At 33.7% G+C, this 26128-nt stretch carries 25 protein-coding genes; 3 read left to right on the forward strand and 22 right to left on the reverse strand.

Features of this window, described 5'->3' with window-relative positions:
* The first annotated feature begins 34 nt into the window (after positions 1-34).
* Complete coding sequence (dacB, locus tag DXU93_RS00925) at positions 35-1507, forward strand: D-alanyl-D-alanine carboxypeptidase/D-alanyl-D-alanine endopeptidase (protein ID WP_116879364.1); 1473 nt, start codon at positions 35-37, stop codon at positions 1505-1507.
* An 11-nt stretch (positions 1508-1518) separates the two neighbouring features.
* On the opposite strand, the gene DXU93_RS00930 is transcribed toward dacB, so the two are convergent.
* The 4 genes from DXU93_RS00930 to DXU93_RS00945 form a co-directional block, all read right to left on the reverse strand.
* Positions 1519-1767, reverse strand: coding sequence for a BPTI/Kunitz domain-containing protein (locus DXU93_RS00930; RefSeq protein ID WP_116879365.1), 249 nt, complete (start codon positions 1765-1767; stop codon positions 1519-1521).
* Positions 1768-1830: 63 nt separating this feature from the next.
* Positions 1831-2940: a chromate efflux transporter gene (chrA, locus tag DXU93_RS00935; RefSeq protein ID WP_116879366.1), complete on the reverse strand. Its 1110-nt coding sequence runs from the start codon at positions 2938-2940 to the stop codon at positions 1831-1833.
* 88 nt (positions 2941-3028) lie between these two features.
* On the reverse strand, positions 3029-3850 hold the full coding sequence (locus tag DXU93_RS00940; protein ID WP_240623400.1) for an AraC family transcriptional regulator: 822 nt from the start codon (positions 3848-3850) through the stop codon (positions 3029-3031).
* On the reverse strand, positions 3847-4329 hold the full coding sequence (locus DXU93_RS00945) for a DUF6653 family protein (protein WP_116879367.1): 483 nt from the start codon (positions 4327-4329) through the stop codon (positions 3847-3849). The genes DXU93_RS00940 and DXU93_RS00945 overlap by 4 nt, the downstream gene beginning before the upstream one ends.
* A 530-nt stretch (positions 4330-4859) precedes the next feature.
* On the opposite strand from DXU93_RS00945, the gene DXU93_RS00950 reads away from it, so the two are divergent.
* Positions 4860-7370 carry a leucine-rich repeat protein gene (locus DXU93_RS00950; RefSeq protein WP_116879368.1) on the forward strand — a complete coding sequence of 837 codons (2511 nt, stop codon included), beginning with the start codon at positions 4860-4862 and terminating at the stop codon, positions 7368-7370.
* Between the two features lie 134 nt (positions 7371-7504).
* On the opposite strand, the gene DXU93_RS00955 is transcribed toward DXU93_RS00950, so the two are convergent.
* The 10 genes from DXU93_RS00955 to DXU93_RS01000 all read right to left on the reverse strand — a co-directional run bounded on the left by DXU93_RS00955 (position 7505) and on the right by DXU93_RS01000 (position 16860).
* Entirely contained in the window at positions 7505-8356 is an 852-nt protein-coding gene (locus DXU93_RS00955; protein WP_116879369.1) for a hypothetical protein, read from the reverse strand.
* A gap of 485 nt (positions 8357-8841) precedes the next feature.
* Entirely contained in the window at positions 8842-9510 is a 669-nt protein-coding gene (locus tag DXU93_RS00960; protein WP_116879370.1) for a hypothetical protein, read from the reverse strand.
* Between the two features lie 84 nt (positions 9511-9594).
* Complete coding sequence (locus DXU93_RS00965; protein ID WP_116879371.1) at positions 9595-10116, reverse strand: DUF421 domain-containing protein; 522 nt, start codon at positions 10114-10116, stop codon at positions 9595-9597.
* Between the two features lie 55 nt (positions 10117-10171).
* Positions 10172-10840 (reverse strand): hypothetical protein, encoded by a 669-nt coding sequence (locus DXU93_RS00970; protein WP_123776007.1) that lies wholly within the window; start codon positions 10838-10840, stop codon positions 10172-10174.
* Between the two features lie 10 nt (positions 10841-10850).
* Positions 10851-11315 carry a glycosyl-4,4'-diaponeurosporenoate acyltransferase CrtO family protein gene (locus tag DXU93_RS00975; RefSeq protein ID WP_116879373.1) on the reverse strand — a complete coding sequence of 155 codons (465 nt, stop codon included), beginning with the start codon at positions 11313-11315 and terminating at the stop codon, positions 10851-10853.
* Between the two features lie 84 nt (positions 11316-11399).
* Positions 11400-12011: an outer membrane beta-barrel protein gene (locus DXU93_RS00980; protein ID WP_165851307.1), complete on the reverse strand. Its 612-nt coding sequence runs from the start codon at positions 12009-12011 to the stop codon at positions 11400-11402.
* A 179-nt stretch (positions 12012-12190) separates the two neighbouring features.
* On the reverse strand, positions 12191-12526 hold the full coding sequence (locus tag DXU93_RS00985; protein ID WP_394336293.1) for an FAD-dependent oxidoreductase: 336 nt from the start codon (positions 12524-12526) through the stop codon (positions 12191-12193).
* Between the two features lie 320 nt (positions 12527-12846).
* Positions 12847-14829 carry an N-acetylmuramoyl-L-alanine amidase gene (locus tag DXU93_RS00990; RefSeq protein ID WP_116879375.1) on the reverse strand — a complete coding sequence of 661 codons (1983 nt, stop codon included), beginning with the start codon at positions 14827-14829 and terminating at the stop codon, positions 12847-12849.
* Positions 14826-15755 carry a hypothetical protein gene (locus DXU93_RS00995; RefSeq protein ID WP_116879376.1) on the reverse strand — a complete coding sequence of 310 codons (930 nt, stop codon included), beginning with the start codon at positions 15753-15755 and terminating at the stop codon, positions 14826-14828. The genes DXU93_RS00990 and DXU93_RS00995 overlap by 4 nt, the downstream gene beginning before the upstream one ends.
* 229 nt (positions 15756-15984) lie before the next feature.
* Positions 15985-16860, reverse strand: a complete 876-nt coding sequence (locus DXU93_RS01000; RefSeq protein ID WP_165851308.1) for a bestrophin family protein — start codon at positions 16858-16860, stop codon at positions 15985-15987.
* Between the two features lie 142 nt (positions 16861-17002).
* On the opposite strand from DXU93_RS01000, the gene DXU93_RS15110 reads away from it, so the two are divergent.
* Positions 17003-17185, forward strand: coding sequence for a hypothetical protein (locus tag DXU93_RS15110; RefSeq protein WP_205679212.1), 183 nt, complete (start codon positions 17003-17005; stop codon positions 17183-17185).
* Between the two features lie 50 nt (positions 17186-17235).
* Here DXU93_RS15110 and DXU93_RS01010 read toward each other — a convergent pair whose 3' ends face one another.
* The 8 genes from DXU93_RS01010 to DXU93_RS01045 all read right to left on the reverse strand — a co-directional run bounded on the left by DXU93_RS01010 (position 17236) and on the right by DXU93_RS01045 (position 25805).
* Positions 17236-17880, reverse strand: coding sequence for a hypothetical protein (locus DXU93_RS01010; RefSeq protein WP_116879378.1), 645 nt, complete (start codon positions 17878-17880; stop codon positions 17236-17238).
* A gap of 182 nt (positions 17881-18062) precedes the next feature.
* Positions 18063-19265 (reverse strand): serine hydrolase domain-containing protein, encoded by a 1203-nt coding sequence (locus DXU93_RS01015; protein ID WP_116879379.1) that lies wholly within the window; start codon positions 19263-19265, stop codon positions 18063-18065.
* 145 nt (positions 19266-19410) lie between these two features.
* Positions 19411-19989, reverse strand: a complete 579-nt coding sequence (locus tag DXU93_RS01020; protein ID WP_116879380.1) for an NAD(P)H-dependent oxidoreductase — start codon at positions 19987-19989, stop codon at positions 19411-19413.
* Positions 19990-20049: 60 nt separating this feature from the next.
* Complete coding sequence (locus DXU93_RS01025; protein WP_240623401.1) at positions 20050-20625, reverse strand: Crp/Fnr family transcriptional regulator; 576 nt, start codon at positions 20623-20625, stop codon at positions 20050-20052.
* A 251-nt stretch (positions 20626-20876) separates the two neighbouring features.
* Positions 20877-22250, reverse strand: coding sequence for a hypothetical protein (locus tag DXU93_RS01030; RefSeq protein WP_123776008.1), 1374 nt, complete (start codon positions 22248-22250; stop codon positions 20877-20879).
* Positions 22251-22611: 361 nt separating this feature from the next.
* Positions 22612-23337, reverse strand: a complete 726-nt coding sequence (locus tag DXU93_RS01035) for a peptide deformylase (protein WP_116879382.1) — start codon at positions 23335-23337, stop codon at positions 22612-22614.
* A 24-nt stretch (positions 23338-23361) separates the two neighbouring features.
* Complete coding sequence (locus DXU93_RS01040) at positions 23362-23850, reverse strand: hypothetical protein (RefSeq protein WP_116879383.1); 489 nt, start codon at positions 23848-23850, stop codon at positions 23362-23364.
* Between the two features lie 65 nt (positions 23851-23915).
* On the reverse strand, positions 23916-25805 hold the full coding sequence (locus tag DXU93_RS01045; protein ID WP_116879384.1) for a T9SS type A sorting domain-containing protein: 1890 nt from the start codon (positions 25803-25805) through the stop codon (positions 23916-23918).
* Positions 25806-26128: the final 323 nt, after the last annotated feature.

The raw sequence follows: 26128 nt of genomic DNA on the forward strand, positions 1-26128 counted from the left end.
TTTGTCGATTTTTATAAAAATTTAAAATCTCGCTATGAAGATAACAGTTGTTTGTATATTCTACTTGTTTTTTGTTAATTTATCTACTGTTCTTGCGCAAAACAATGCTGTACAGCAAGCCATTGACAATTTCAAAACACATGAATCACTAGAAAATGCGGGAATTAGCTTTATGGCTTTTGATCTTGACAGTAATCAAATCTTAGGGAGTTTAAACCCAAAAACAGCGATGCCTCCAGCCTCAACAGTAAAACTATTTACAACCGCTGCAGCCTTTGAAATTCTTGGGAAAGACTATAAGGCGAAAACCATCATTTATACAGTTGGAGAAATCGATTCTTTAGGAACTTTAAATGGTAATATTGTCATTAGAGGCTTAGGTGATCCTAGTTTAGGAAGTCGATATTTTAATGAAAAAGAAGAAGCCAATGATTTTTTAGACGCATGGGTTGAGGCCGTACAAAAAAATGGAATTAAAAAAATTAACGGAAGTGTAATTGCAGATGGTTCTGCCTTCGGTTATCATGGTGCTCCTGATGGATGGTCGTGGTCTGACATGGGAAATTATTATGGTTCAGGCGCAAGTGGGTGTGCTGTTTACGATAATATGGCTTATTTACATTTTTCTACGAGTTCTCTATTGGATGGACCAACAAAATTAGATTCAATGACTCCAAAAATTCCTGGGTTTAAATTGCATAATCAAGTCACTACTTACGCATCGAGTAGAGACAATGCCTACATTTATGGAACTCCTTATTCTTATGAGCGTTTTGCGATTGGAAATTTACCCCGTAACAAATCTAACTTCGAAGTTAAGGCTAGTGTCCCTGATCCGGAACTCTTATTGGCCCAAAGTTTAGAAAAAGCATTAGAAGATACAGGTGTTTTCGTTGAAAAATCACCAATAGGAATGAGAAAAATTCTTCAAGAACACCCAGATTCTACACTAAATTATGGAACATTTAATCGCATTTTGACACATGAAGGAAAATCCGTTGAAGACATTGCTTTTTGGACAAATATGAGAAGTGTGAATTTCTTTGCCGAACAATTGTATTGCTTATCAACATATCAATCCACAGGATTCGGTGGAAGTCAGGAAAGTGAAGATTTTATGAATAACTATTGGGAATCGCGATTAGGGGTAAAAATGTACCAAACAGACGGAAGTGGATTATCTCGAACCAACGCTTTTAGTGCAAATCATTACATTCAATTACTGAAGTATATGCTTAATGCTAAGAGTTTTGAAGCCTTCGAAGCAACACTACCAGTTGCAGGAAAAAGTGGTACTTTGCGCAGTGTTTGTCGAGGTCAAGCTGCACAAGGAAGATTGAAAGCAAAAAGCGGAACCATGAATCGAATAAAGTCTTATTCGGGATACGTTGACAGTCGAAGTGGAAGGAAAATTGCCTTTGCGTTAATTGTAAATAATGACAACCTCAGCAATTATCAATTGGTTAAACGCATGGAAAAGGTTTTTAATGCAATGGCGGTGTATTAATTAAACCGCAATTATTTATTACACAAACAAGCTTCACATTCTTCTTGGGTTTCAAATCCTATTGGCGAACATCCACTGTACCCTTGTTCTTCGCATTTATTATTGTCTACATTGTAAAACCAACTTGTATAATAGGCCTGACAAACAGTTCCTGTAGGTAATTCATCTTCACACGCTGTAGGTTGATTATCACAATTTTTAGTACAAGAAATTAATGCTACTCCAAGTAACAACATTAAACTATATAATATATTCTTCATTTTCAATGTATTGATCCTAATAATTAAACGAAATAGATCTTCATTTATTTCATTAACAAACTTTTAAACCAAAGTTAAAAGAAATCCTAAACCAGCCCCACCAATCACAATAAATGCACTGTTCACTTTCTTGAAAACAAAAACCGTAATCATACTTGCTACTGCTATTAATATAGTGCGCCAATCGACTAGTGTTTCAGCTCCCATTTCTACACAAACAGCTACTATCACTCCGACTGCAGCGATGTTCACTGCATCTAAAAAAGCAGAGATTGTTTTAGATTTTCGCATTTTTGGAATTAGAGGATTTAGAATCGCTACAAAGATGAAAGAGGGAAGGAAAATACCAATAGTTGCTGCAATCGCTCCCCAAAATCCACCCAACTGCCATCCAATAAAAGTTGCAGTTGACAAAACTGGACCAGGTGTAATTTGTCCTACAGCCACAGCATCAATCAATTCTTGTCGTGTCAGCAAACCAGTGGCCACCAATTCTGCATCCAAATAAGCAAACAACACATAACCACTTCCATAAAGTAAAGCACCGACTTTCAAGAATGTCAACAACACTTTTAAAGTACCAGCAGAAGCTGCAGTTTGCAACAATAATAAAGGTGCCACACTCTTCAAGTTGTTCTTCGAGTTTTGGATAAAATGCCAAATCAGACCCAACAATCCACATGCAAACAAGGCTAAGATTTCATGAACTCCCATGAGGCAAACAACTAAAGTGAGCGCTCCCAAAACCCCAAGCCAAATACTCTTCAGTGCTTTCTTTCCCAATCGATAAACGGCTCCTAAAATAATAGCAATAACTGCTGGCTTTATTCCATAAATAAAAGGTTCTACTGAAGGTAATTGACCGTAATCTTGATACAACCAAGCAATTAACATTGTAATCATGACTGCTGGAAAAACGAAACAAGTTCCTGCGACAATGAGTCCTTTCCAACCAGCCCTTTCATGACCACAATGCATTGTCATTTCAGTTGAATTTGGCCCAGGAATTAAATTCGTAGCACCAATCATATCTAAAAAGTGCTGTTGTGAAATCCATTTTCTTTTCTTCACTACTTCATCTTCCATCATTGCGATATGCGCAGCGGGTCCACCAAAAGCAATACTTCCTAGTTTGAAAAATAATTTGGCAACTTCTTTTAACTTCTCATTCATCTTTTGAATCGGTATTAAGATTTATTGAATACCGCAAATCTATACAATACGAAGCTAGTATTATGGTCTATTTGAAAAAGCTATGGTCTTAATTATTCGTTTTTCTAAATTGACTTGGCGTTAAATCAACATATCGTTTAAAGTACTTTGTAAAATGAGAATTATCTTTAAATCCGAGCTTATTTCCAATTTCACTCACAGTATCATTCGTATATATCAATCGTCTTTTTGCTTCGTTGATGAGATGTTCAGAAAGCACTGTTGAAGCTGATTCTCCTATTTCTTTCCGACATATTGCATTGAGGTTTTGTGGCGTCGTATTTAATTTCCCAGCATAAAAACTCACTTTATTCGCTACTTCCTGATCATTCTCCAGTAATGCTACAAATTTTCGAAAAATGGTATTCTTACCTTGAGGAGATGAGTTTGGAGTTGATGATTCAAGCAATTTTGCCAAAAGCGCTTTGAGTAGTCCTTCAATTATAGCACGATTTGCAAGGCTCTTACCTTTTACTTCATCACAGAGCAGTTTAAAAATTTCATCGATTAAAGTTGACGAAGGAAACAGACAAGTTTGAGCACTTAACTCTGAAATCAAACGTTTAATTTCTGCATCCAAACAGTTCTCGACAAAGGATTTTTTAATAATAACGACATAACCTTCGGGAAGGGAGTGAATATCCCAAAAATGGACTTGTTCTTTACGAATAGTAAACACTACAGGGGTTTTGATTTCATATTCAACAGTGTCGATCGTATGAAAACCGCTACCTTTTGTTAAGTATATAATTTCAAAATAACTATTGTGTTTATGCGGTAAAGTCTTACGAATGTGTTGTCTAAACGGTGCAACTTTTATTCCTTCAGATGCTTTGGTTTTATCTTTTATACTGAGTTTAGAATCCATCATTTAGCTTCTTTCATCTCTTCAAATAGCCAAACCATTCGATCGAGGAACCACATCTTTGACAAATAAACAGTAATTGTCCCACTAATTGTAAATACCAAATCCAATTTCCACAAACCAACAATGAGGGCTATTCCACCTAAGGTTTGCAATAGGGTTAAAATTTTAACTGGGGTATGGTGGTGTGAAGGAACAGGATTCTGTTTACGTTCAGACCAAAACTTTTCACCCAATACCGATTTAGAGCCCCAGTTATTTAAGTCCTTCGGTTTAGGAAATAGCGTTGGGTTAATGAATAGCCAAATAATGAGAATTGCGATAGGGATTAAGCAATACCAACCAATCCATACGCGTGACCAGACTGCCAAAACAATAAATGGAAGTGTTGCAAATCGGGTCCAAATCGACCATGGATTCGTGTGTTTCATCCAGCTATCCCCTTCCAGATTAAATGCTTTCGCTATTTTCTTTTCTACGCTCATTGAATGCGATTCGTGTTTTAAAGTTAAACAAATAGGGTACTAAAATAAACAATAATTACTTCACTCACTTGATACTAATATTTCAAACCAAAGAAGAATGGAATAAGTTTCAATCTTTAATCCTGAAAACTCAAATTAAAGCATAATATTTAAGTTAGTGTCAAAGGAAAGAATCTATAAAAGTAATCCAAAGGAGAAATTACTCAGCACCATTACAACCACAACCTATTCACCAACAATTAGTTAAACTAAAGCATTTTATGTAATATTGTTTTTTAATAGATTTCTTTGGATTTTTTTCCTGAACTTTACAGGACATCTTAATAAAAGATAAAGCTATTGACTCTAAAAATGATTCTTTAGGGCTAGCAATATGGTTTTATTAACGAATTCAATTAATGGAAGTTGATGCGTTTATATAGCAAGAAATTAGAAGAGAATAATTCATTTAAGAAATGAAGAAGAACATTTGAAATATATTCATTAAAGTAGTTAAAGAAAGACCTTAACCAATAAAATCAATTTAAATTATGAAGTTAATACTCGCCTTTATAGTCTTCGCCTTTTTTTATTCGCATGCAAATGCACAGACATTTTCAATAGGTGATATAGAATATGGTGTAACATCTACAACAGCACCTTATACTGTGAAAGTTAAAGGACCTTCTGGTTCTAGCTCAACAACAATAATAATACCAGATAGTGTTACATATACTGGAATTTCCTATGCTGTAACTTCAATTAGCGAATATGCTTTTTCAAATAAACAATTAACAAGTGTTACTATACCTAATACGGTAATATCAATAGGTAATTATGCTTTTTCAATTAATCAATTAACAAACGTTATTATCCCCAATTCAGTAATTTCTATTGGAGGGCATGCTTTTTATCAAAATCAATTGACAAATGTTACTATTCCCAATTCAGTAACTTCTATTGGTAATAATGCTTTTGGATATTCCAATTTATTAACTTGTGTCACATCTAAAAGTACAAACCCAGCCAATTTACCCTTCGATACATTTAACAATAATGCAAATATCGGTTTAAAAATTCCACCAAATAGTTCTACTGCTTATACCACTGCAGGATGGACTGGATTCAACACTATAACAACAAGCGATAATGCTGATTTTTCTTACTCAGATTTGGTTTACTGTACAAATTCAGTTGATCCAACACCTACAATAACAGGGGTTCCAGGTGGTACATTTTCAAGTTCAGCTGGGTTAAGCATAGATTCTTCTACAGGTAGCATAGATGTCTCTGCGTCTCTAACAGGAAGCTATACAGTTACTTATTCGACACCAGGGTCTTGTTCAAATTCATCAAATGTTAATGTTACCATAAATGATTCAAACGGTTTATCTTCTTTAGTTAGTCTAATTGATAACATCAGTTGTAATGGCTTATTTGATGGATCTGTCTCATTAAATGTAACAGGAGGAACAGCTCCTTATACCTACTTGTGGAGTAACAATGCGACAACCGAGGATATTACAAATTTAACAGCTGGAAACTATTACGTAACTATTACGGACAATAATGGTTGTACTTCAACTGAATCAGCAACAATTACTGAGCCTTCAGCTTTAAGTGCTGCTTCAGTGGAAACTAATGTTTTATGTAATGGTGGTAACAATGGTGAAATCGATTTGACAGTTACAGGTGGAGTTGCGCCATATACCTATTTGTGGAGTAACAATGCGACAACCGAGGATATTACAGGTTTAACAGCTGGAAACTATTCAGTAACTATAACTGACAATAATGGTTGTACTTCAACTGAATCAGCAACAATTACTGAGCCTTCTGAAATTATTATTACATCAAATATAACTAATCTAACATGTTATGGGGATAGTAATGGGGAAATTGACATAAGCGTTACTGGTGGTACGGCTCCTTATACTTTTTCATGGAGTAACAATGCAACAACTGAGGATTTAAGTGGACTATCAACCTCTGGATATTACCAAGTGACAGTCACAGATGTTAACGGGTGTACAGAAACTGATTATTTTTCAGTATCAGCTCCTGATGAAATTAGCTTCTCAACGTTTACTGGAAATATATTTTGCAATGGTGACAGTACTGGTTTAATCCACTTAACAACCTTCGGAGGTACTCCTCCCTATACTTATTTATGGAATAATGGAGCTACTACAGAAGACATTTCAGGTCTACCTGAAGGATCATATACCGTTCAAGTTACCGACGTTAATGGATGTACAGGCTCAACTATGTTTGAAATTGATGTTGTAGACATTTATCCTCCAATAACAATATGTAAAGACATTACTGTTGCGTTAGATAGTACTGGAGTAGCTACAATTGCATCTAGCGACATAGACGATGGCACTACAGACGACTGTTCTATAGAAAGTTACAGTATAGACACTCACTATTTTGACTGTTCTATGCTCGGAGATAATGATGTAACATTAACCGTTACCGACAATAATGGAAATTCATCTACATGTACTTCTATTGTAACTGTAATTGACAATATTGGGCCAGTACTGGATTGCTTCGACAAAGAAATTATTGGAGAGAAAAGCGACAGTATATACATTGTCCCACATTTTGCAGCAAATGGAGATATCATTGCACATGACAATTGTGATGGTACGATTACTAATATTTCTCAATCACCTGCAGCGGGGACTCCACTAACACAAGGTTTCCACGACTTTACCTTCACAGTAACAGACCAATCAGGAAACACCACTACTTGCGTGAAAACCGTTCTTGTAAACCCGATTTTAGATATCGAAACACAAAATAAGGAGACTTCCTCATTGGTTCTATATCCAAACCCTTCAAGTGAAAAGATCTACTTGCAAAATAATGGTCAACTACAAATGGAGGAAATGAAAATCTACGATCTTAATGGTAGACTTCTAAAAAGTGTATCGCTAAAACAGATGGATGATGAAATAGGTATCGATATTTCTGATTTAGAAACGGCACAGTATATAGTAAAGTTAAAGGCAGAAAATGGGACTATTATCATCAAAAAACTAATTAAGAACTAATCTATAACTTTAATCTTAAAGGAATAGCCTCCAAATTAATTTGGAGGCTATTTTTCCTTAAAAGCTTTTGTCAAGTCCCCTCTTATAGGTTATGACAATAAATAATTAAATGAGGATGAAACTAAAACATCTAGTTAATTCGCATTAAATCGATAAGAAATTCCAGCTGAAACAGTTCCAAAATGCAACCAGTTTCTTGTATAACCATCTCCAGGTCCATTTTCATTATCTGAAGTTCCAACAGCTCCTCCAGCTAGATATCTTACATTAAAAAAAGTCTCGAAATTTCTATTGATTTCAAATCCTGTTCTTAAACTAGCATCTACAATTGCCCCTGTTATTTCATTGTCACTTCCGTTCAAATAGCTAATTGGCGCATACATTCCATCAACTTCAAATTCACCAAAAAAGCTTTCTGAAAAATATCTTCGTCCTCTCATTTTAAAGGCTGGAACAGGACCTACATCTCTATTGGTTCTATATAAACTCCCATCTGTTGATTCGAAAGAGATCGTTGCATTTCGAATTTGGAGGGACGCACCAATTTCAAATGAATTTTTACTATCTTTTTTAATCATTTCCCTCATGTAACTCACGCGATAAAAAGGAAATCCATACAATAGGTTTACTGCAGAACCAGCTGGAAAAACCAAATCATTCACTTCTAAATCATTGTTTAGAGTAACGGTAGATTCTAATTTAAGAGGTTGATAAAGTAAGACAAACGTGTTTCTATTTTTTGAAATTTCGGCCGTAAAGCGTTTAAAAGGGAACAAAACATCCTGACCTCCATCTTTGGCATAATCGAAATAAGTTCCATCTTGATCAAATTGAACTTTGTGAGAGAGTACAGACAAAAAACCAAACTCTGAACCGACTTTAAATTCTATTCCTTGATCAGTAACTCCTTCAATCTCATTTTGGCTTTGAGCATAAACAGCTGTTCCTAAGAATAAAAATGTGAATAGTTGTACTACTTTTTTCATGAGTATTGAATTTAAATTTGTTTTCTATTTCGATTAAATAAAATACAAATCAGCATTCAAAATGTTCGTTGAAGACTATGCAATTTTCGTCTATTTTGAAGAGTTTTTTCAATATTTATCGTAAACTTCACTTGTAAATCAAGAGGATGATCACGCTTTTAGTTGGAACTATTTCAAATATATTAAACCTGAATTTTAAGCCGTTGAAACGGCTGGGGATTGAGAGGGCTAATTCTATTGAATGAGGGATGATCTCTCACTAAATGATTTTGTGAATCACCCAAAAGTGGTTTCAACCACTTACTTGAACATACCCAAATTAACACTACCCAACAGTCCCGAGTTCACAAACTCCATATATTCTCTTACACCAAAGTGTAGGATTCCTTTTGTGTGTGAAGTAGAAAGCACCACAGCAGTCCCAATAAATTGATGTTATTACAAACTTAAATTTAACAGAATGAAAAAGAAAATGAACTACAAAATCACTTCAACTGTTCCAACACCTTCTTTTTGAACATCTCAAAATCATCATAATTATTTGGTGAATCTTTGATTTGATCGTAATAAAAGGCATTATTCTCTTGTGGGTAAATGATAATTGTTTCTCCAAACCTTAAATCAAAAAGTTTCATATTGACTAAAAGATGTGCATAATCTTCGGGACTGGCTGAAAAAACCCAATCAAAGGTGTTTTCATAACATGTTATAATACCTTGGGCTGTCAAATAGGGATAATTTCTAGATTCTACAACTGTATTTTCTGTCGCATTTTGATCTTTGGTTAACACCATCAAGGTCAACCTGACTTTTACATCCTCACTATTTTCATTCACAACTTCACCGATTCGAACACCTTTAAAGTTGCCTTTTTCACTTTCAATTGTAAATGGCAAACTAGAAACAGCATAATCATATTTAGCAACAGGAAATGGTGATTTATTAAGTGGGTAACTGTTTAAAACCTCGTTAAATTGAGCGTAAACATCAAGGTCTTGTTGATACATTTCTTTATCCCACTGACTACTATCAATATGTTGATTTGCCCTAACTTCTAAAGCCTCCTTTGACCATGGTTCAGCATTCGAATTTGATTGTTTACAAGAACTAAGCAAGACAACAAGCGCAACAATAAATACCTCTCCACCTTTCATAGCATTCTATTTTTAAACCGTATAAATTTATTAGAAATACATCAAAAAACCCATTTAACGCAAAAAAAAGAATACTTCAAATAATCAATTTCTTCTAACGTCTTCTAATAATTTCCAGTTCAAAGGTAAATCTCCATCGCCTTTATGCAGAACAGATATATCACCAGTTGATTCCAAAACAACGGCTTCAACTTCACTAAAATCTAGCACGTTGGCTTCTCTTAATTTAGCTATCAATTGAGATTCCTTAATTCTTGCCTTTTTCAAATTATCATAGAGAATTTTGTCCTTTTCCATCAATAGAATTGGCTTATTGGAGATCAACTTATTAATTGCAGGAGATCTTCGTTGAAGAACAGAAAATAGCCAAGTTAAACCTAACAAACTAGCAATTGCAATAGCACCATGAACTATACTCGTGTTTGAAGTTAAAATTGAGGAGATAACACTCCCTATGGCAATGGTAGAAGCAAAATCGAAGGCCGTAAACTTAGCAAAAGAGCGTAATCCGACAATTCGTGTGAGGAAAATAACCACGATAAAAATCATCAAACTTCCAACAATTGTTTCCCAAATAGGGTCTTTGACATTATAAATCCAATCCATTATATAAAGTGTATTTGTAGGTTTATAGAAATGTGTTTTTCACAAATCCATTGTTTTAATAAACATCAGAAGAATCTACTTTAACGAATGATTCTCCATCGTGTTTAAAGTACACTTTATTTGGGCCTTTCCAAAATTTAGAATTGTTTTTAAGTACAAAAAAATCGTTAATCAATTCAAAAGTCAATGAATAGGAGCAATCAGAATTAGACTTTCCAGAACACATATTCCATCCACTTCCACATCTCGAAAGTTGAACATTGGCGACTATTTTTCCTTTGACTGGATCTAAAATAAGGAGTCCAACTGTCTCACCAGAATAATAACCCCATTCACTATCGATTCGTTGTGAAGTTTTCCAAAACGCCCCTATTTCATTTACATTGTCGTGCGTAAAATCAGTCATTAAAAAAGTAGAATGTGCCCTCCAAATTGTCTTAACGGGGTTAAAATCTTTCGAAAGATAAATCATTTTTTTACGATTTGTATCATCTACAATGAAACAGTATCTACCTATACGGGAATCGAAATATAAAATTGGAATGGACTCCTCTTGACTTCTTGAAATGATCCTTATTTTATCCTGTTCAAGTAGTTTTTCGAATTTGGAATATTTAATTGCTTTTTCTTCACACGGTTCACTTTTTAACTTATCATTAAAAGTCCATTTTTCTCCTTGTCCCAAGACAACAAGAGAAGAATTCAAAAGTATTAACAGCAACATTGCTTTCATATTATTGAACCTTTATTGATTTTCGTTTCAACAATAAATCAATTCGTCTTTTGTTTTCCTGCTGTAATAAGGAAGGATATAGATTCATTAAAACATTCGGGATAATAATGATAAATGCAAACAACCAATTTTCATTAATTCCTTTATAAATAGCAAATCCAACGACAAAAACAAATCCAATTAAATGACCAATTTCAGCTTTTGTCATTTCATATCGAATAGTTGAAAGCTCAACTTTTTTTCCCTTTAATTTCAAATCCGGATTAAAAAACTTAAAGAAAGTATTTCTAACTATCCATTTGAAATATTTTAATCCTATCCATTTATTAAAGCTACGATTTGGAATAAAATTCATATGAGACAACGTTTGATAATAGTCGGTTTTTTCTAACACACTATTTCCAATTATTCCAACGATCCAAGAAATAAATGAAATGGAAATACCGAATGTCAAATAATGAACCATCTGTTAAAAATAATGATAATTAAGATAAAACATACTTCAAACCAGCAATTTGAATATTATCCAAACTTTGCTTAACTAGCTATACTATAAAAAACTCAATACCAAAGCAACGTTATGGAAGTAAATTGACTGTATCATGGGATTTTGGTTCACATTCATCAACCCATAAGAGTATCTCAATTCGGCACCCAAATTAAAATAGTTGAGTGGTTTTTCTAATCCTATTCCAACATCAATTGCGATATCATAACTGGAAGAATAAACCGATGGATCACTTGAATTGTTGTTGAGGGGTAGTCTAAAATTTGGACCAATTAAAAGATATGGATTCAAATGTTGACCTTCTTTTGTAAATACGAAATGTGGCATAAATTCAAGGCTTAAAGGTAAAACCTCATATCGTGAATTATCCGTATTTTCGAAATTCACATAACTATTGTTGAATGATAATTCAGCTTTAGGTGATATTGACATGAATTTATTGATTTTATAATCAGCCAAAACTCCAAGCCGAAATCCGATGTTGTTTTCAAGCGACACCTCCTCATTCAAATCATGTTTTGTAAATACATTAGACTGATTCACCCCGAGATTAAAACCAAACTTTAATCTTTTTTCCTGTTCAACCAAATCTCTTTGAGAATAGGAAGAATAGGAAATGAACAACAACGAAACTAAAAACACTATTTTTCTCACAGTTATGAATTTAAAATTAAGTAGTGTTTCGCCATATATTCAGGATTATTTTGAATATAAACGAAGATATATCTCAGTTATTGTCCACTCCTATTCAGGCCACAAGTCACGAAAACTTATGTCTAATTTTTTCTTTTAAAACGTTCATCTCTCTCTTTTTAGTCATGATTTAATCTAATCTATAGTCTAAATTCCTCTTCAATCATTGCATTATTTAAAACTGCACCTGCTATATTTCCTGCAGATATCGCATTGGCAACAGACCTAAATGGAGTCGTACTATCACCGATGGCAAAAACACCTTCTTCAGACGTTTTTTGGAACATATCTACTTTGATATGACCTTGTTCTGTGAATTCACAGCCTAATGTTTCAGGAATTTTGCAATGCTCTTCAAAATCTGGTCGAGCATAAATAGCCTTAAGTTCAACCGTTGAATTGTCTTTGAAAGTGAGGTGTTCTAATTGGCCATTTTTATGTTTCAACGATGCTATTTCTTTCTCATGTATGGAGATATTGTGTTGTTACAACTTTTGAAGCTGTTCTTCAGTAAAATCTGCTTTTCCATTCGTAAAAACCGTTTGATCTTTTGTCCAGTGATTGATCAATTGGGCAAAATGAAACGTCACATCTCCATTGGCCAAAATTCCTGTTTTCTACCTTCATATCTGTTGAAACCAATGAATTATATTATCTAAATGCTTCTGGCCGTAAAGGGCAACAATGTTGCTTTTAGCATTTGTTATTGAGAGATAATTCTGATTAAATACGTCAACATTTTATCAGTTCACTGCTATCTTCATCTGTGGTAAGAGAGGTTTAGCTAAATAAATATTTATTGCTTTACAATTCTAAAAATTGCTTCCTGCTCTTTGTTATTCAGTATTTTAAGGAAATATACTCCTGGTGGGACATCTTTTATATTGACTTTATCTAAATTTGAACCTTTGTTCGATTTATAGATTTTTCCATTCAAATCATAAACCATTAGACGGGCAATGAAAAACTTTTCATTCGTCGAAATATTCACAACACCAGTTGTTGGATTGGGATAAACCGTAATTTTATCTTGAAAACTGTGATTCTCTAACGACAAGGTGTTCTCCACTACAATTTCTACACAGATAACATTATTAGCTTCATCACTTTCGAGTAATTCATTTTCATCATCCGCAGAAAAGAGAACATAATAGATTCCATCAGGAGTTGAAGTTGGTACAGTTAAAGTTTTAATTTCACTTTCAGCTGTAAAATCACTCCCTATATTAGAACTATCGATACCCAAGAATATATCATTTGAACTCAATACACAATCTGTTGACAAATAATAACCTAATTTAAAATCAGGCAAATTAACTGCTAGATGGTTACCTACATAGTTCTGAGTTACTGATACATCAATAATATCCCCTGGATTAATTATTAAAGGTGTAACAACTGCATTGGAAAGAAAAATATCTTCGCTACCTGAGGTATTGTTGTCAACAGTAAATTGAACACAGGCTGTATTGTTCGTTTCATCGATTTCCATTAAATCATCTGAATCATCACCAGAGAAAATAATATAATATGTTCCGTCCGCTGTGTTACTTGGAATTATAAAACTTGAGTTTTCACTTTCAGAACTATTGTTAGTACCAATTGAAGATTGATCCGTTCCCAATAAAACATCATCTAAACTTAAAGTACAATCCGTTGACAAATAATATGCTAAATCGAAATCAGGTAAAACGGCACTGCTTTGATTACCAGCATAGATCTGAGAAGCCGTAACATCAATCTGATCTCCTGCACTAATTGTTAATGGAGAAACGGTTGGATTTATGACTTGAACATCTTCCTCATTTCCAACACTTACATTAATACAATAGCTATTATTGATGGTATTTTGTTCACTTGAGGCAGGATCGATATATACACAATAGTCATAATTGTCGGCCGAAGTAAAAACATGGTTATTTAAAGATTTGGTCACCATTTGATTTGCTCCGAGAGAAGTATGAGTGACTGATCCTAGAGTTGTATTGTCCATCTTAAAATCAAGTGAAATAGCGTTTGCAGGACCATTTCCAACATTTAATATATTGACAAATAAATCTACGTTTTCACCAACATTAGGATTTGCGGGAACTGTCCACATACTTTCAATCACAAGATCTGGAACTGATGCAGCAGTACAACTAAAGGACAAATCATTTTGCAGTGCCACCAAATACCCTTGTGCGAAGCTATCGCGCCATTGTGCACTTAGTAATTTTGTAACATCATTGGAATGGTCAACAAAACCAATTTCACTCAAACAACCTACAGCATTTGTTGGAGACAAAACACCAAGATGAAATGCAAGATAAGTATGATCTTCTACCACTCTACGGCCATTCCACTGACCATAATTGACCATTTGAGTTTGGACTTCAGTAGCAAAACTCTGACATTGCGCATTTGATGACGGACTATTGTCACACCAAAATGTTTCTGTTCCAGTTCCACCACCTGCGTTACAATGCACACTTAAAAACCGATCAGCATTCCAGTTATTTGACATTAATGCACGTTGAGCCAATGAAGGAAAATCCCCACAATCTGAAGTTGGTCTTGTCAAATAAGAGGTAATGGTGGAACAATTTTGAAGTAAGGAATCTAGTTTATTTGAAACAATCATAGCTGTTTCAATTTCAATTGTTGACCGTACATTTGGAGTACAGTTTTGCGTACAATCGGAGCAATAACCATGTCCAGCATCTATCACTACAGTTTGACCACGAGAAATAAATGCAGTAGTAAAAAACATCAATATGGAAATATATTTTAAACTCATAATTCAATTTCCATTTTGTAAACACCTCCTTTATGTAAATCTGAGAAACCTATTGTATTTTGATCTATAAAGCTCGGAAAAGCCTCAAAAAAGCCATCAGTTTCTGTAATTTTAGTAGTTTTCATGGTTGTTGAATTACAAAGCAAAATGTCTGAATTGGTTATTGAATGTCCATCAATAGATTCATCGATAAATCCAATTAGGTGTTCATTATCGAGGTGCCAATCAGTAAAGATACCTTTGCACAGTAACTTTTTACGATGTGTTTTTAAGTCAATAACAAATGTATTTGTACCTGCATGTGCTACCATCTTATCGCCATTAGGAGAAATAATCAAGTTGTAATAATTCAGTTCATCATTGGTGACACTCCAAACGCTATCGCCAATCATTCCTTTGATTTGTAGATTCTCTTCCTCTAAAAAATAAATTACATCAGAAACAGAAAAGGAATTGATTGCAGTCAATTCAGGAATATTTTGAAGTGCTTTTGTATCGTTACTTTCTATATCAAGACTGTAAAATGTGGTTTCATACTTCTCGTTTTTCTGCTTGTAAATCACACCATCGCAATTGCTATTCCAATCATAATTATTGTGTAAGTCCTTTGCGGTAAGGAGAAGTGATACTTCACCATTGATTAAATTCTTAAGCCAAAGTTGATTTCCCGCCTTATTGGTGTAGATTATTTTTCTAGCGTTACAAAACTCTGGTCCCACGAAACCTTCTTCAACAATCATTTCCATGGCCTTGTTTTTATCTATAAACTCATTTATTAGAGAAGTAGTATCATTTTCAAGTTTTTGGTTTGAAATTTTCTTTTTAGTAGTCGTTTCTGTTGGTGTCATTGTTTGACCTTCTACGAGGAAAAACAATCCAAGTAAAACAAAAACAACTATTGGAATAATAGTGTATTTTTTCTGCATAGTGAGTAGTTTTTAACTGTTAGTGTATTAAAAAAAGTGTAGTTTCAGCAACTAAGTTAGTAAATATATATTAAACGACTAAAAACATAGTGGCTTGTTTTTCAAGGATAGACCTAAGCAATTTCAGCTATCACAGACCTAATCAATGAAGCACACATTATGTTTTATTGAGATTTAATACAATATTAATAAGAGGCCTTTCTGAAAAAGCTGATCCTTAATAGGTAATTTACGAACGTATTTCCTGAATATTATCATAGATAACCTTAGCCAAATGATCTGTAGGTAGATCGTTATTATCGGTTCCAAATGGCTCTTCAATTTCTTCAGAAATATATTCTAATCCAACAAAAATATAGAATACTAAAACAGTTACTGCGATGGACCAATAATGTAAATCAGCGACGAAAGCAAATGGTGTTAAAGCCACCACGATAAAGATTAATTTCTTCAAAAATAAGTTATAACTATACGGAATTGGTGTGTTTTTGATACGTTCACATGCCCCCAAAACATCGGTTAAAGATTTCAGTTCTTTATCCAGAATGATCATCTCTTCCTCAGACAATTCACCTTTCTTTTTAAGTTGCTGAATTGCTATGTACAACTCGCCTGCAATTGCATTTGGAACATGTTTTTTGCCTTTAAGTTTTTGTTTTAGATCTTCACTCAAAGGTAGTTCTTCGACTTCGATTTGACTCCTTAGATGAAATCGTAATGAAGATGGAAAAGCAGCCATATAATCATACAATCTATCTTTTTCTTGTGCATTTGAATCACTTACAAATGCTTTTACTTTGAGTGAAAAATTTCGACAATTGTTTACCAATGCTCCCCAGTGTTTTCTTCCTTCCCACCATTTATCGTAGGCAGAATTGATACGAAACACCAGCAATAAAGAAAAAGCAAACCCAATAAATGAAAAGACATCGTTTACCGAACTGAAAAAAGGAGCTGAACTGCCCCAATATTCTCCTTCGAGATAGCTAATCACGGCTGCGTAAATTGCAACTAAAACAATCTCATAGCGGAAGGTCCAGAATGTATCCGATTTATGAAATTTAAAAATATGTCTAAACCAGGTTTTTGGATTGTATTTTATCATCAAGACAAATATAATAAATGATTCTCCATAATTTTTGCGGTCATCATCATTATTCAATTTTACGAGTGAAAATATGATAAAAGAACACCTGTATTTACCCCTTTCTACAAACATTAACACCAACAAAAACATTCTTTAGGGAATGCTTTTTAATTACTTTAGCAACATGAAACAAGAATTGAAATCACTTCGAACAAAACAATTGATTTTAGACAGTGAATTTATTCACCGTCCAGGAAAGCAATTGTATCCTTTAGCTGCTTTACCAGAAATGAATGAGCCAAACTTGAAAGAAATTACAGATAAATTGATTGACTTAAAATAAGAAATCAACAAACTTTAAACAACATTCTAATTGAGTTCAGCAGTATATACTTATAAACCAAGGTGATAATCTTCAAGCTTTAAAAGCTCAATTAAGTTTGTTGTATCTGATTGATCAACTGAATCACGTCGAATTAGACCAATATTTTTCGAAAAATAGTCATAGTAGCGATGTGTTGAATCAAATTTATTGGTTTCATACACCACAAGTACATCGTTATAAATTGTACCATCGACATATAAATTGGTATCTAATACGGTTGTTTGACGACGAAATCTAACATCTTCTTGATGAAGAAAAGCATCTTGTGTTTCGAATGTCGAAAAAGAAACAGGACAAACTGCGATTGAATCTAAAAATGGAGTATAAATTGGAGATAAAATCGTACTTGATGCTCCTAAACCGCTGTAAAATTCATGTACAATAGCGTTTTCGTGAATACATTTATCTAAATTCAAAAAACGTGGACGACATTCATTATCACACAATTGATATTTATTAGCCGTTTCATAGACAATAGTTTCGTTTTCCTCATTGCTATATTTCCACCATGAATTAGGATAAGCTGGGAAGTATTCTCCCGGCAACACAGGGTTTAAGCAAGATTCATTTTCAACTTCTTGGATTGAGTTATCTTTGGTGCAACTCATGAAGTTTAATGTAATTCCAAAAATAAAAATTAGCGCATATTTCATATTTACCACCTTGTTAAACTGTTTATTCCAATTCCTTTTCCTTTACCTCCTTGATTTGCTTTTCTATAAGGTTCAAGAATTTTAAGTAATTGCTTCAAATTCAGAATACTCTAATCCCAAAGATAATGTTTGGGGTTAATAATACCGATTGTTTCATGAATGAATAGAATTCTGTAAACAACTTACTTAAATTGTGTTATTTCCCTATACAGTTCCAAATGCGTTAATGAAGAGGCGTAAGGATTACCTTTTGCATAATAGTTTTTATTGGCTGAATTCTTCACGATTACCGTATTGCTTGTTGGATTGATGTAGATGTGCTGATTAAAAACTCCAATCGCCATGATTTCACCTTCCTCACCATCTGGAATCCACCATTGATAACCATAACCCATTCCTGGACTAGATGAATTTTTACTATGCGCTTGCAGATGTTCTTCTGTTGAACTTGTTGAAGCTTCCACCCATGCTTGAGGAACAATTTGTTTTCCCTTCCAATTCCCTTTGTTAAGATATAAACGACCCAATTTTGCATAATCTCTCAGACAAGCATTCAATCCACCAAGTGCCATTTCCATGCCTTCACCATCTGCAATCCAATAAGCATCAAATTCAGCTCCGATTGGTTTCCAAATCTTTTCTTCTAAATATTCAGTCAAACTTTTCCCTGTTGCTTTTACGATAATCATTCCCAAAACATGGGTGTTGATACTCACATAATGATTGAATGTTCCAGGTGTTTTTTCATTGACCAAAGTACTGGCAAATTCATCTTGTGATGCTCCATAAACAAAGCCTTTCCAATATCTATTGATGTCAGAATTTGGATCGCTATATGTTTCATCAAAACCAATTCCTGTTGACATTTCTAGCACATCTTTGATTTTCACACCTTCATATCCTGAACCTTTCAATTCAGGTAAATATTCCTCCACAGTTTGGTCTATACTTTGAATAAAACCTTCCTCCATCGCAATACCCAAAAGTGCAGAGATATAGGATTTCGACATTGACCAAGAAATATGACGCACGTCTTCTTTTTGTCCTCTCCAGTAGTTTTCATACTGAATGGTATCATTTTGAATTACGAGCAAGCCTTGCGTTGTTGAAGAATCAAGATATTTATCAGTAGAATACTGAATATCATCATGCGTAAAATGTTTGGGTAAGTCGATATTTTCGATTTGAGGAAATACAAATGGCTGATCAGATTTTACAACCGTTTTTGAGGGGAAATATTCATCCATATTAATGAATGAATATTCGATATTCTCCATGTCAAGCACCTCATTAAAAGCGATATATTGTTTTAATTTTGGAATAAGAAATATTCCAGCTACAATGATTAATGACACAACAATTAAAGGAATCTTCATTTTTTTCATTTGCTAAAGTTAATATATTCAACTTAAAAGTGATGTCCTTAATCATCAGATTAAAGAAAGAGTATTATAAACTCTGTTCGATAATTTTTGATATTTCATCTGCACAATTCACAATCATAAGGTGAAATATTTCTTTTCAATAAAATCACTTTCCTTTTTTACCTAAACCCTCCACTTTTGCCAACCATTTTGCCCTGATTTTTTGACTGGAACTTTTGATTGGAGCGAAATAACTTACTTTAATCCTTTTTACTCCGCAAAATTTCAGTGTACCATTTTTAAACTGATTTACGGCTGGACTTTTCATGAAAATGGAGTCATACCATTTCGGCGTATCTGCGGTAATAATTAAGCGCGCAGTTTTGCCTTTTAACAATTGAGCTGGAAATGCTTTTCCTTCAATCGGCTGATAAGTAATTCCCGGTAAAAAAGTACGGTCGATAAACCCTTTCATTATTGCAGGATAACTATACCACCACATTGGAAATACCCATACGATATGGTTTGCGCTCTTAATTTTCTCAATGGCTGAAACTAAATCGGGTTCTAATTCCATTCTTTTGCGATAACCAAACTTTAGATTGGGATCAAAATCTAATTCGGCAATATTTATTTGGGAGATGTTTGAATTTGATTCCTTCAAACCTTTTAAATATGCTTCAGATAAGGCGTAGTTAAAACTTTCTTTATCTGGATGTCCATTAATCACTAATACATTTTTCATATTGATGCTTTATTTTGGACAAAGAACCATACTTACCCCTTTTTCTGAAAGGACAAATGTCTAATTCGAAATTGATTTTCTGATTCTACTCAAATGTCTTTGGGTGATTCCGAGGTAAGAGGCTAAATAATTCAAGGGAATCAATTGCAAATATTCAGGTTGATTTTGGAGTAAATCCTTGTATCTTTTTTCAGCAGACTCCTTTTGTAGAAGAAAAATTCTTTTCTCCATATCGATATATTCTTGCTCCGTCATGATTTTAAAAAACCGCAGCCAATTACGACTCTTTTCTTCTAGTTTCAGAATTTCCGCTCTGGGAATTACGAGCAAAACACTATCGCTTAAAGCTTGAATGTTTTCAACTGATTTATTTTGCGTTAAAAAAGAGGAATAAGCACTTAGAAATGTATTTTCAAATCGAAAGCAGTAAGTTGTTTCCTCTTCATTTGATGTTGCATAAAAGGACCTGAATATTCCTGAAACGACAAAAGCTACAGACTTACAAACACTACCTTCTTTGATGTAATACTCGTCTTTTTTAAGTTCAACTTTCTGAATCTTACCTTCGAGAAGGTCAATATCTTTATCCGTTAAGATATCAAATGAAAGTAAATATTCTCGCATAACTTTTGTCATCAAGCGTGTTGTTTAAAGTGAGGTGAATTTAGTAAAATATACTTGTTTTTGGATATGTACTACAAGAAATCAGATTTTGGTTTTCAATTCTTATGTCACCATAATTTACACTTCGCTTACACTTGGTTATAAATATTTGACCCCTCCTGGGTCGGGAATAAATCCTAAATCAACCGTTTATCAAACCTTCCGATATGGGCTTACATGACTAAACATCAACAATTTCATGATTTCAATTCAATGAATTAGTACTACTCAACTGATACAAACTTCTTCTCACTCGATCCATCACTATAAATGTAAATTTGTAGCGTATTCGGTTGGATTTTGACTTCTCTTCCTAAAATATCAACCACCTTAACCAATTTTTTAGTGGCATTTATTTGATATTCATCAACAGATAAAGGTTCATAGGAACCACATCTAGCTCCACCAACATTACTATATATTAATTCTCCCATTTTAAAATTATCAAAATCTCCATACCCTTGAGAGGTTTGCTTAACAATACCTAATCCTTCTTGGTATACAACAGTACCTTTTCCAGAACCATCACCATCGTATGGGGTAAAACAATCACAACTATCACAATACTCTAAAAATTCATTGTAAATAGTAACCCTTCCTCGATTGCCACAATTAACTGCAGAATCATTTAGATAGGTAGTTCTATTAAAAACTGCCTTATGGGGAAACCGACTTATACTCCTCCCTTTTTCAAATACAATAGGATTTGGATAACTGATACCATATGCAGAAGGATATCTTATTGGAGCGCCATTTGGCAAATAATCTATTTGTGTATCAATATTTAAATAAATCTTAACTGAATCGCTTGTTTCTATTCTATCTTGAATTGTAATCAAATCATATTTAACTGTTCTTACTCCGTAATTTTGAGCGTCGTATATTCCATACAACTCTAATGTATCACCTGGTACCCATGGGAATACTTCATCATAGGTCAATTGATAATGCCCTATCATTGGATCCTGTTGTCCCATTAAAACAAAACCCTTTTCAACTGAAGGAAAACTATTACAATCTATAAAGTTCACTAATCCAAATCGTTCACTCAATTTAATTTCGAACCCAGAAAGAGGACTTTGAAGTAGATTCTCTAATGCGTCATATTTAGTTATGGTATATGTTTTAACCCAATCCATCGTATCCACAACTAACTCTTGATTGAGCTGTTCATATTTCAAATAATATTGAATACTATTATTATTGTAAAAAAGTGCAGAATCACCTATATTCAACCCAAAATTAAAACTCAAAATTTCATTAAGATTATTCTTGAGTTTAAGTTCATTAGTCAATGTATTGTATGTGATATGACGACCTAGCCAAGTAGTATCAGCTGTAGGTTGAAAACCTCCACCCCACATTTCACAATAAGTTCCACTTACATTGACATGATAAAATGATTCCCGAAAATATTGATTAAACAGAATGGTATCACCATTAAAGAATGTTTCGGTTGAATAAAAATAATAATCATTGTCCGCTGAGTCTGTTTCACTCATAAACCTTTTCGGGGTATCTTCGTTAAATGGCATGTAAGACTGACTATAACCAATGTTTATCCAAAACAAGATAATCATAAAAAAAAGGAGTTTCATACAGAATGAGTTATATTTCATAAGAATGCGTTATTAGTTAACAACTTAAAATTACACTATTTTCTTCAAAATGAAAATCATCTTATAACAAACTACAGATCAACTAAATGACTATACGCGAAAATATCGCCATAAGGAAGTGTATGTTTTATTTATAACCCAGAGCTGCGCTGCGCTTACTCTGGGTTACCAATATTTGACTCACCCTGGGTCGGGAATAAATCCTAAGTCAACCGCTTATCAAACCTTCCGATATGGGCTTTCATGGCTAAAGCATTTCCAATCATTCAAAATACTTTCGATTTCTTGTCGATGTTGAGCGAGGTCTTCTATCACTGTTATAATCTTAATTCTGCCTACACTAATACTCCTCTAATCCTTTTCCCAATTGAACCCCTTCAATGAGCAAAGGTAAGGTATCGCTAGCAGCTTCGAAAAAGGGTAATTCTCCTGAAGCCAGTTTTGGATCGAGTTCTTCTTTGGCTAATAAATGTTGCGCATGGTCAAGATAAGTTCCATTCATCAAATGTCTGTATTCGTGTTGGAAAATTACAGCTGAAAAACCATCTAATCTACCTTTTTGGATTGCTCCTGTTTGATCTTGACATTCGTATTCTATCCATTCGAAAGTAGCTACATTTCCACGTTTTTCTCCTTCTGCACTCAAACAGCCATGCCAAAAGTTCTTTCGATTTTCGGAGACTTTGGTGATTCTTGGATTAATAAAAACTTGATGATGAACTTCTCCTAAAACTTTATACCTTGGATTGTCAGATTCTGCTTCAATGATAAATATTTGCAGTCTTTTACCTATTTGATTCGCAGCAATTCCAACTCCTTCTTTTTGCTGCATGATAGCATACATACTATCAATTAAGGTATTAAGCGCTTCGGTATTAAATTCTCCGTCACGGATTTTACGAGGCGTTAAATACAGTGGATTCTGGTCTCTTCCTACCTCATCTTTTGGAATGTGCTGAACTACTTCAAAACCGCTTTCTGGAATATTCAGAGTCAGTGATTCATCTTCTGTGCAAGCAAAAAGACTGAACAGCAAAACAATCGTAGGAATCGTATATTTTTTCATTTTCTTTATTTAATTTCAGATTATTCAAGCAATATTCTCTTTATTATTCAATTGATCTATTAAGCCTTTCAACTCTTCAATTGGCATTTTTGTCACGCATAAAATAGGATCTGTATTTCCAATAACAAGTGTTCCTTTTTGTTCTTCTTCATATCCTATTTGACGTAATGAAAACATATTCAATTCGTTAATTTCTTTTTGTTTTTCACCATCTTTAAACCATCCATAATCGGCAATATAGCTGATATTATTATGTTGAAAGGAAATAATTTCTCTCCCATAAGTATTCCAGAACGCAATGCGCAGAAGATAAAACCCCATGATTCCAAAAAAGAACAAACCGAATAAAAAACCAATATGAAATCTATTTCCAAACGACATGTAAACAAATATTCCGGTTAAAGGCATCAGAAAAAAAAGAAAGGCAAAAGTAAACATAAATACCCTCACTAAAATTGGTGACTGTTTCACTTTTAAGATCACTTTGTTGTCATCGAATTGATACTGTTCCATCTTACACCTTTTTCAATAAATCCTCTAAGCTATTACATTCATTTCGTTTCATACTGACTTTAAGACTAATTTTTAACAATCCTACTTACTTTAGTTCTTGTTTTTAAGAAATAAACTCCATTAGAAAGTGAAGATAAATCAATGAACAAAATAGATTCATCAGTTTTTTCAAAGTTTAGTGTTTTCCCTACATCTTTTCCTTGAACATTTATTAGTTTAATGAAGGACAACTCCTCTGCGCTACCATTTACGGTTATCATTTCTTGAGTTGGATTTGGATACACCTTAAGCTCCTCCTCGTCACTCAACTTCAAATTGACGCTTCTTATCGATGAATACTCAAATTCACCATTAAAATCAGTTTGTTTTAAACGGTAATATGAAATCCCCATATGTGGGTTAAAATCAGTTGTGCTGTAATTCCTTACACAACTTGAACTACCAGCACCATCTACTGTAGTTATTGAATCCCAATAACTTCCATGAATCGATTTTTCTACAGTAAAAAAGTCATTATTTCTTTCTGATGCCGTTTGCCACTCTAAATTCACAGTTTTCTTTTCATTAAGTATTGCAGTGAAATAAACCAACTCTATGGGTAAAGGTGTTTGATCTTTATTAATTGTCCCTAATGTAAATCGTTTTTCGTTTTGGATTCCTGCTAGTCCACCCGGAATATTTGTAAACTCATAAATCCCTCCTCCTAAGTGTACTGCACCTGAAATTGGTGTGTCATCGATAAAATTTCCATTATTGTTTTTATCAATCAGAAGTCTTAAATCCGAGGCAGTGATCGACCCTAAACCATTTAAATCCCATCGCATATCTATATTACCAACATTCACCGAATTGGTATTTGTAGAGTTTCTTTCACTCACTCTCCATACACGATCAAATCGTGCTTTTACTCCTGAAGGTACATCCGTTAAATTAATAGCTTGCTGTTCACCATTGTTGTGTCCCCAAATTAAAAATTCATTATTGCCTAGTCCTGTCGGATTCAAAACCCGTACGATACCGGATCCTTTTGCGTCGTTATGTAGGTCTGAACTACTGATTCTACCTATTCCTGCAACTTCATGATCATAGTTTCCATTTGAAGGAATATCTTGCGTGAACAAATCATTTGCTGCAAGTGTCAAATTGTATTTAGCGGCTAAATAGTTATTTACAATTATTCTTTGGGCGCTATTCACAGGATAATTGTAATGAATAAATTCGGAAATTGAGCCTTTAAAATAGTGTCCTGTTCCACTTGATGTCCCATTTTCATAATGAGTATCCTGCTCCTTACATCCCATTAATCCTCTATTATGATTATATATTCGACCTACCCCCGTAATCGTCCCAAATAAATCTCCATTCAAGTAACATTCTATGTTTCCTGTAATAGAATTGTTTCCTTTATAGATAAAAGAAAGTACGTAGGTTGTGTTGGGTAAAACAGGGGTATTTACTGATTTAAAATTCCATGGCGCGCCAACTCCATCGTTATTTCTATTCCAGGCGCCACAATACAACTTTTCATTTAAAAGATAAAAATTAAAGCCTCTGATGGTCCCCCCTTCTTCATAGACGATTTGGCGGGTACTCACATTTGATTCTGTAGTAAAAACAATAAAAAATGTTCTTTGAATATTGCTTCCACTGTTAATATCACTGGTATTTTCAATTCTAAGCCTATCATTTGTTCCATCAAAAGAGACACTTGAATAAATAGAATTAATATTATTGGTCAATAATTTTGGACGATAACTACTATTTGACTGGCTAGGATTTAGGGAGTTTCCTCCATTATTATTCCAGCTTGAAATAAGCGTATTATTATTTTGGTTAATCCTTGTGGCATCTTGCCAAAATCGGTTAGTTGAATTATTTCCAACCCCTGCGGGTCCATTTTGAGCATAGAAGACAGAAGTTACCGCAAGTAGGAGTAACAATAGTAGAGATTGCATAATGTTAATTAAAAAATTTCAAAGGAATAATAAGTTAAATTTTTATTTAATACAACCGGATAAATTGGAATTGCATATTACAAAAAACTTAACAAGGGTAATTACCGCTAGATCTCATTTTAATCACACGAAAAAAACAGCACCCAAAACACCATTAACACATTGACTAACAAATCTCTTAAGCTTATCGATATTGAATTGAACTAAACCTGAGAATACAATTTCTTTAGATTTCCCAAGAATTGTTAATCTTTATAAGATTAATAATTTTCACCAACTACGCGCTTCTTTTAGTTGATTTTCCATTTTTAAAAAATGACTTT

The sequence above is a fragment of the Brumimicrobium aurantiacum genome (genome assembly GCF_003402975.1).
Classification (GTDB): domain Bacteria; phylum Bacteroidota; class Bacteroidia; order Flavobacteriales_D; family Crocinitomicaceae; genus Brumimicrobium; species Brumimicrobium aurantiacum.

Coding starts and splice junctions, on each gene's coding strand:
- dacB (WP_116879364.1), top strand. CDS start 35: ATGAAGATAACAGTTGTTTGTATATTCTACTTGTTTTTTGTTAATTTA.
- DXU93_RS00930 (WP_116879365.1), bottom strand. CDS start 1,767: ATGAAGAATATATTATATAGTTTAATGTTGTTACTTGGAGTAGCATTA.
- chrA (WP_116879366.1), bottom strand. CDS start 2,940: ATGAATGAGAAGTTAAAAGAAGTTGCCAAATTATTTTTCAAACTAGGA.
- DXU93_RS00940 (WP_240623400.1), bottom strand. CDS start 3,850: ATGATGGATTCTAAACTCAGTATAAAAGATAAAACCAAAGCATCTGAA.
- DXU93_RS00945 (WP_116879367.1), bottom strand. CDS start 4,329: ATGAGCGTAGAAAAGAAAATAGCGAAAGCATTTAATCTGGAAGGGGAT.
- DXU93_RS00950 (WP_116879368.1), top strand. CDS start 4,860: ATGAAGTTAATACTCGCCTTTATAGTCTTCGCCTTTTTTTATTCGCAT.
- DXU93_RS00955 (WP_116879369.1), bottom strand. CDS start 8,356: ATGAAAAAAGTAGTACAACTATTCACATTTTTATTCTTAGGAACAGCT.
- DXU93_RS00960 (WP_116879370.1), bottom strand. CDS start 9,510: ATGAAAGGTGGAGAGGTATTTATTGTTGCGCTTGTTGTCTTGCTTAGT.
- DXU93_RS00965 (WP_116879371.1), bottom strand. CDS start 10,116: ATGGATTGGATTTATAATGTCAAAGACCCTATTTGGGAAACAATTGTT.
- DXU93_RS00970 (WP_123776007.1), bottom strand. CDS start 10,840: ATGTTGCTGTTAATACTTTTGAATTCTTCTCTTGTTGTCTTGGGACAA.
- DXU93_RS00975 (WP_116879373.1), bottom strand. CDS start 11,315: ATGGTTCATTATTTGACATTCGGTATTTCCATTTCATTTATTTCTTGG.
- DXU93_RS00990 (WP_116879375.1), bottom strand. CDS start 14,829: ATGAGTTTAAAATATATTTCCATATTGATGTTTTTTACTACTGCATTT.
- DXU93_RS00995 (WP_116879376.1), bottom strand. CDS start 15,755: ATGCAGAAAAAATACACTATTATTCCAATAGTTGTTTTTGTTTTACTT.
- DXU93_RS01000 (WP_165851308.1), bottom strand. CDS start 16,860: ATGATAAAATACAATCCAAAAACCTGGTTTAGACATATTTTTAAATTT.
- DXU93_RS15110 (WP_205679212.1), top strand. CDS start 17,003: ATGCTTTTTAATTACTTTAGCAACATGAAACAAGAATTGAAATCACTT.
- DXU93_RS01010 (WP_116879378.1), bottom strand. CDS start 17,880: ATGAAATATGCGCTAATTTTTATTTTTGGAATTACATTAAACTTCATG.
- DXU93_RS01015 (WP_116879379.1), bottom strand. CDS start 19,265: ATGAAAAAAATGAAGATTCCTTTAATTGTTGTGTCATTAATCATTGTA.
- DXU93_RS01020 (WP_116879380.1), bottom strand. CDS start 19,989: ATGAAAAATGTATTAGTGATTAATGGACATCCAGATAAAGAAAGTTTT.
- DXU93_RS01025 (WP_240623401.1), bottom strand. CDS start 20,625: ATGACAAAAGTTATGCGAGAATATTTACTTTCATTTGATATCTTAACG.
- DXU93_RS01030 (WP_123776008.1), bottom strand. CDS start 22,250: ATGAAACTCCTTTTTTTTATGATTATCTTGTTTTGGATAAACATTGGT.
- DXU93_RS01035 (WP_116879382.1), bottom strand. CDS start 23,337: ATGAAAAAATATACGATTCCTACGATTGTTTTGCTGTTCAGTCTTTTT.
- DXU93_RS01040 (WP_116879383.1), bottom strand. CDS start 23,850: ATGGAACAGTATCAATTCGATGACAACAAAGTGATCTTAAAAGTGAAA.
- DXU93_RS01045 (WP_116879384.1), bottom strand. CDS start 25,805: ATGCAATCTCTACTATTGTTACTCCTACTTGCGGTAACTTCTGTCTTC.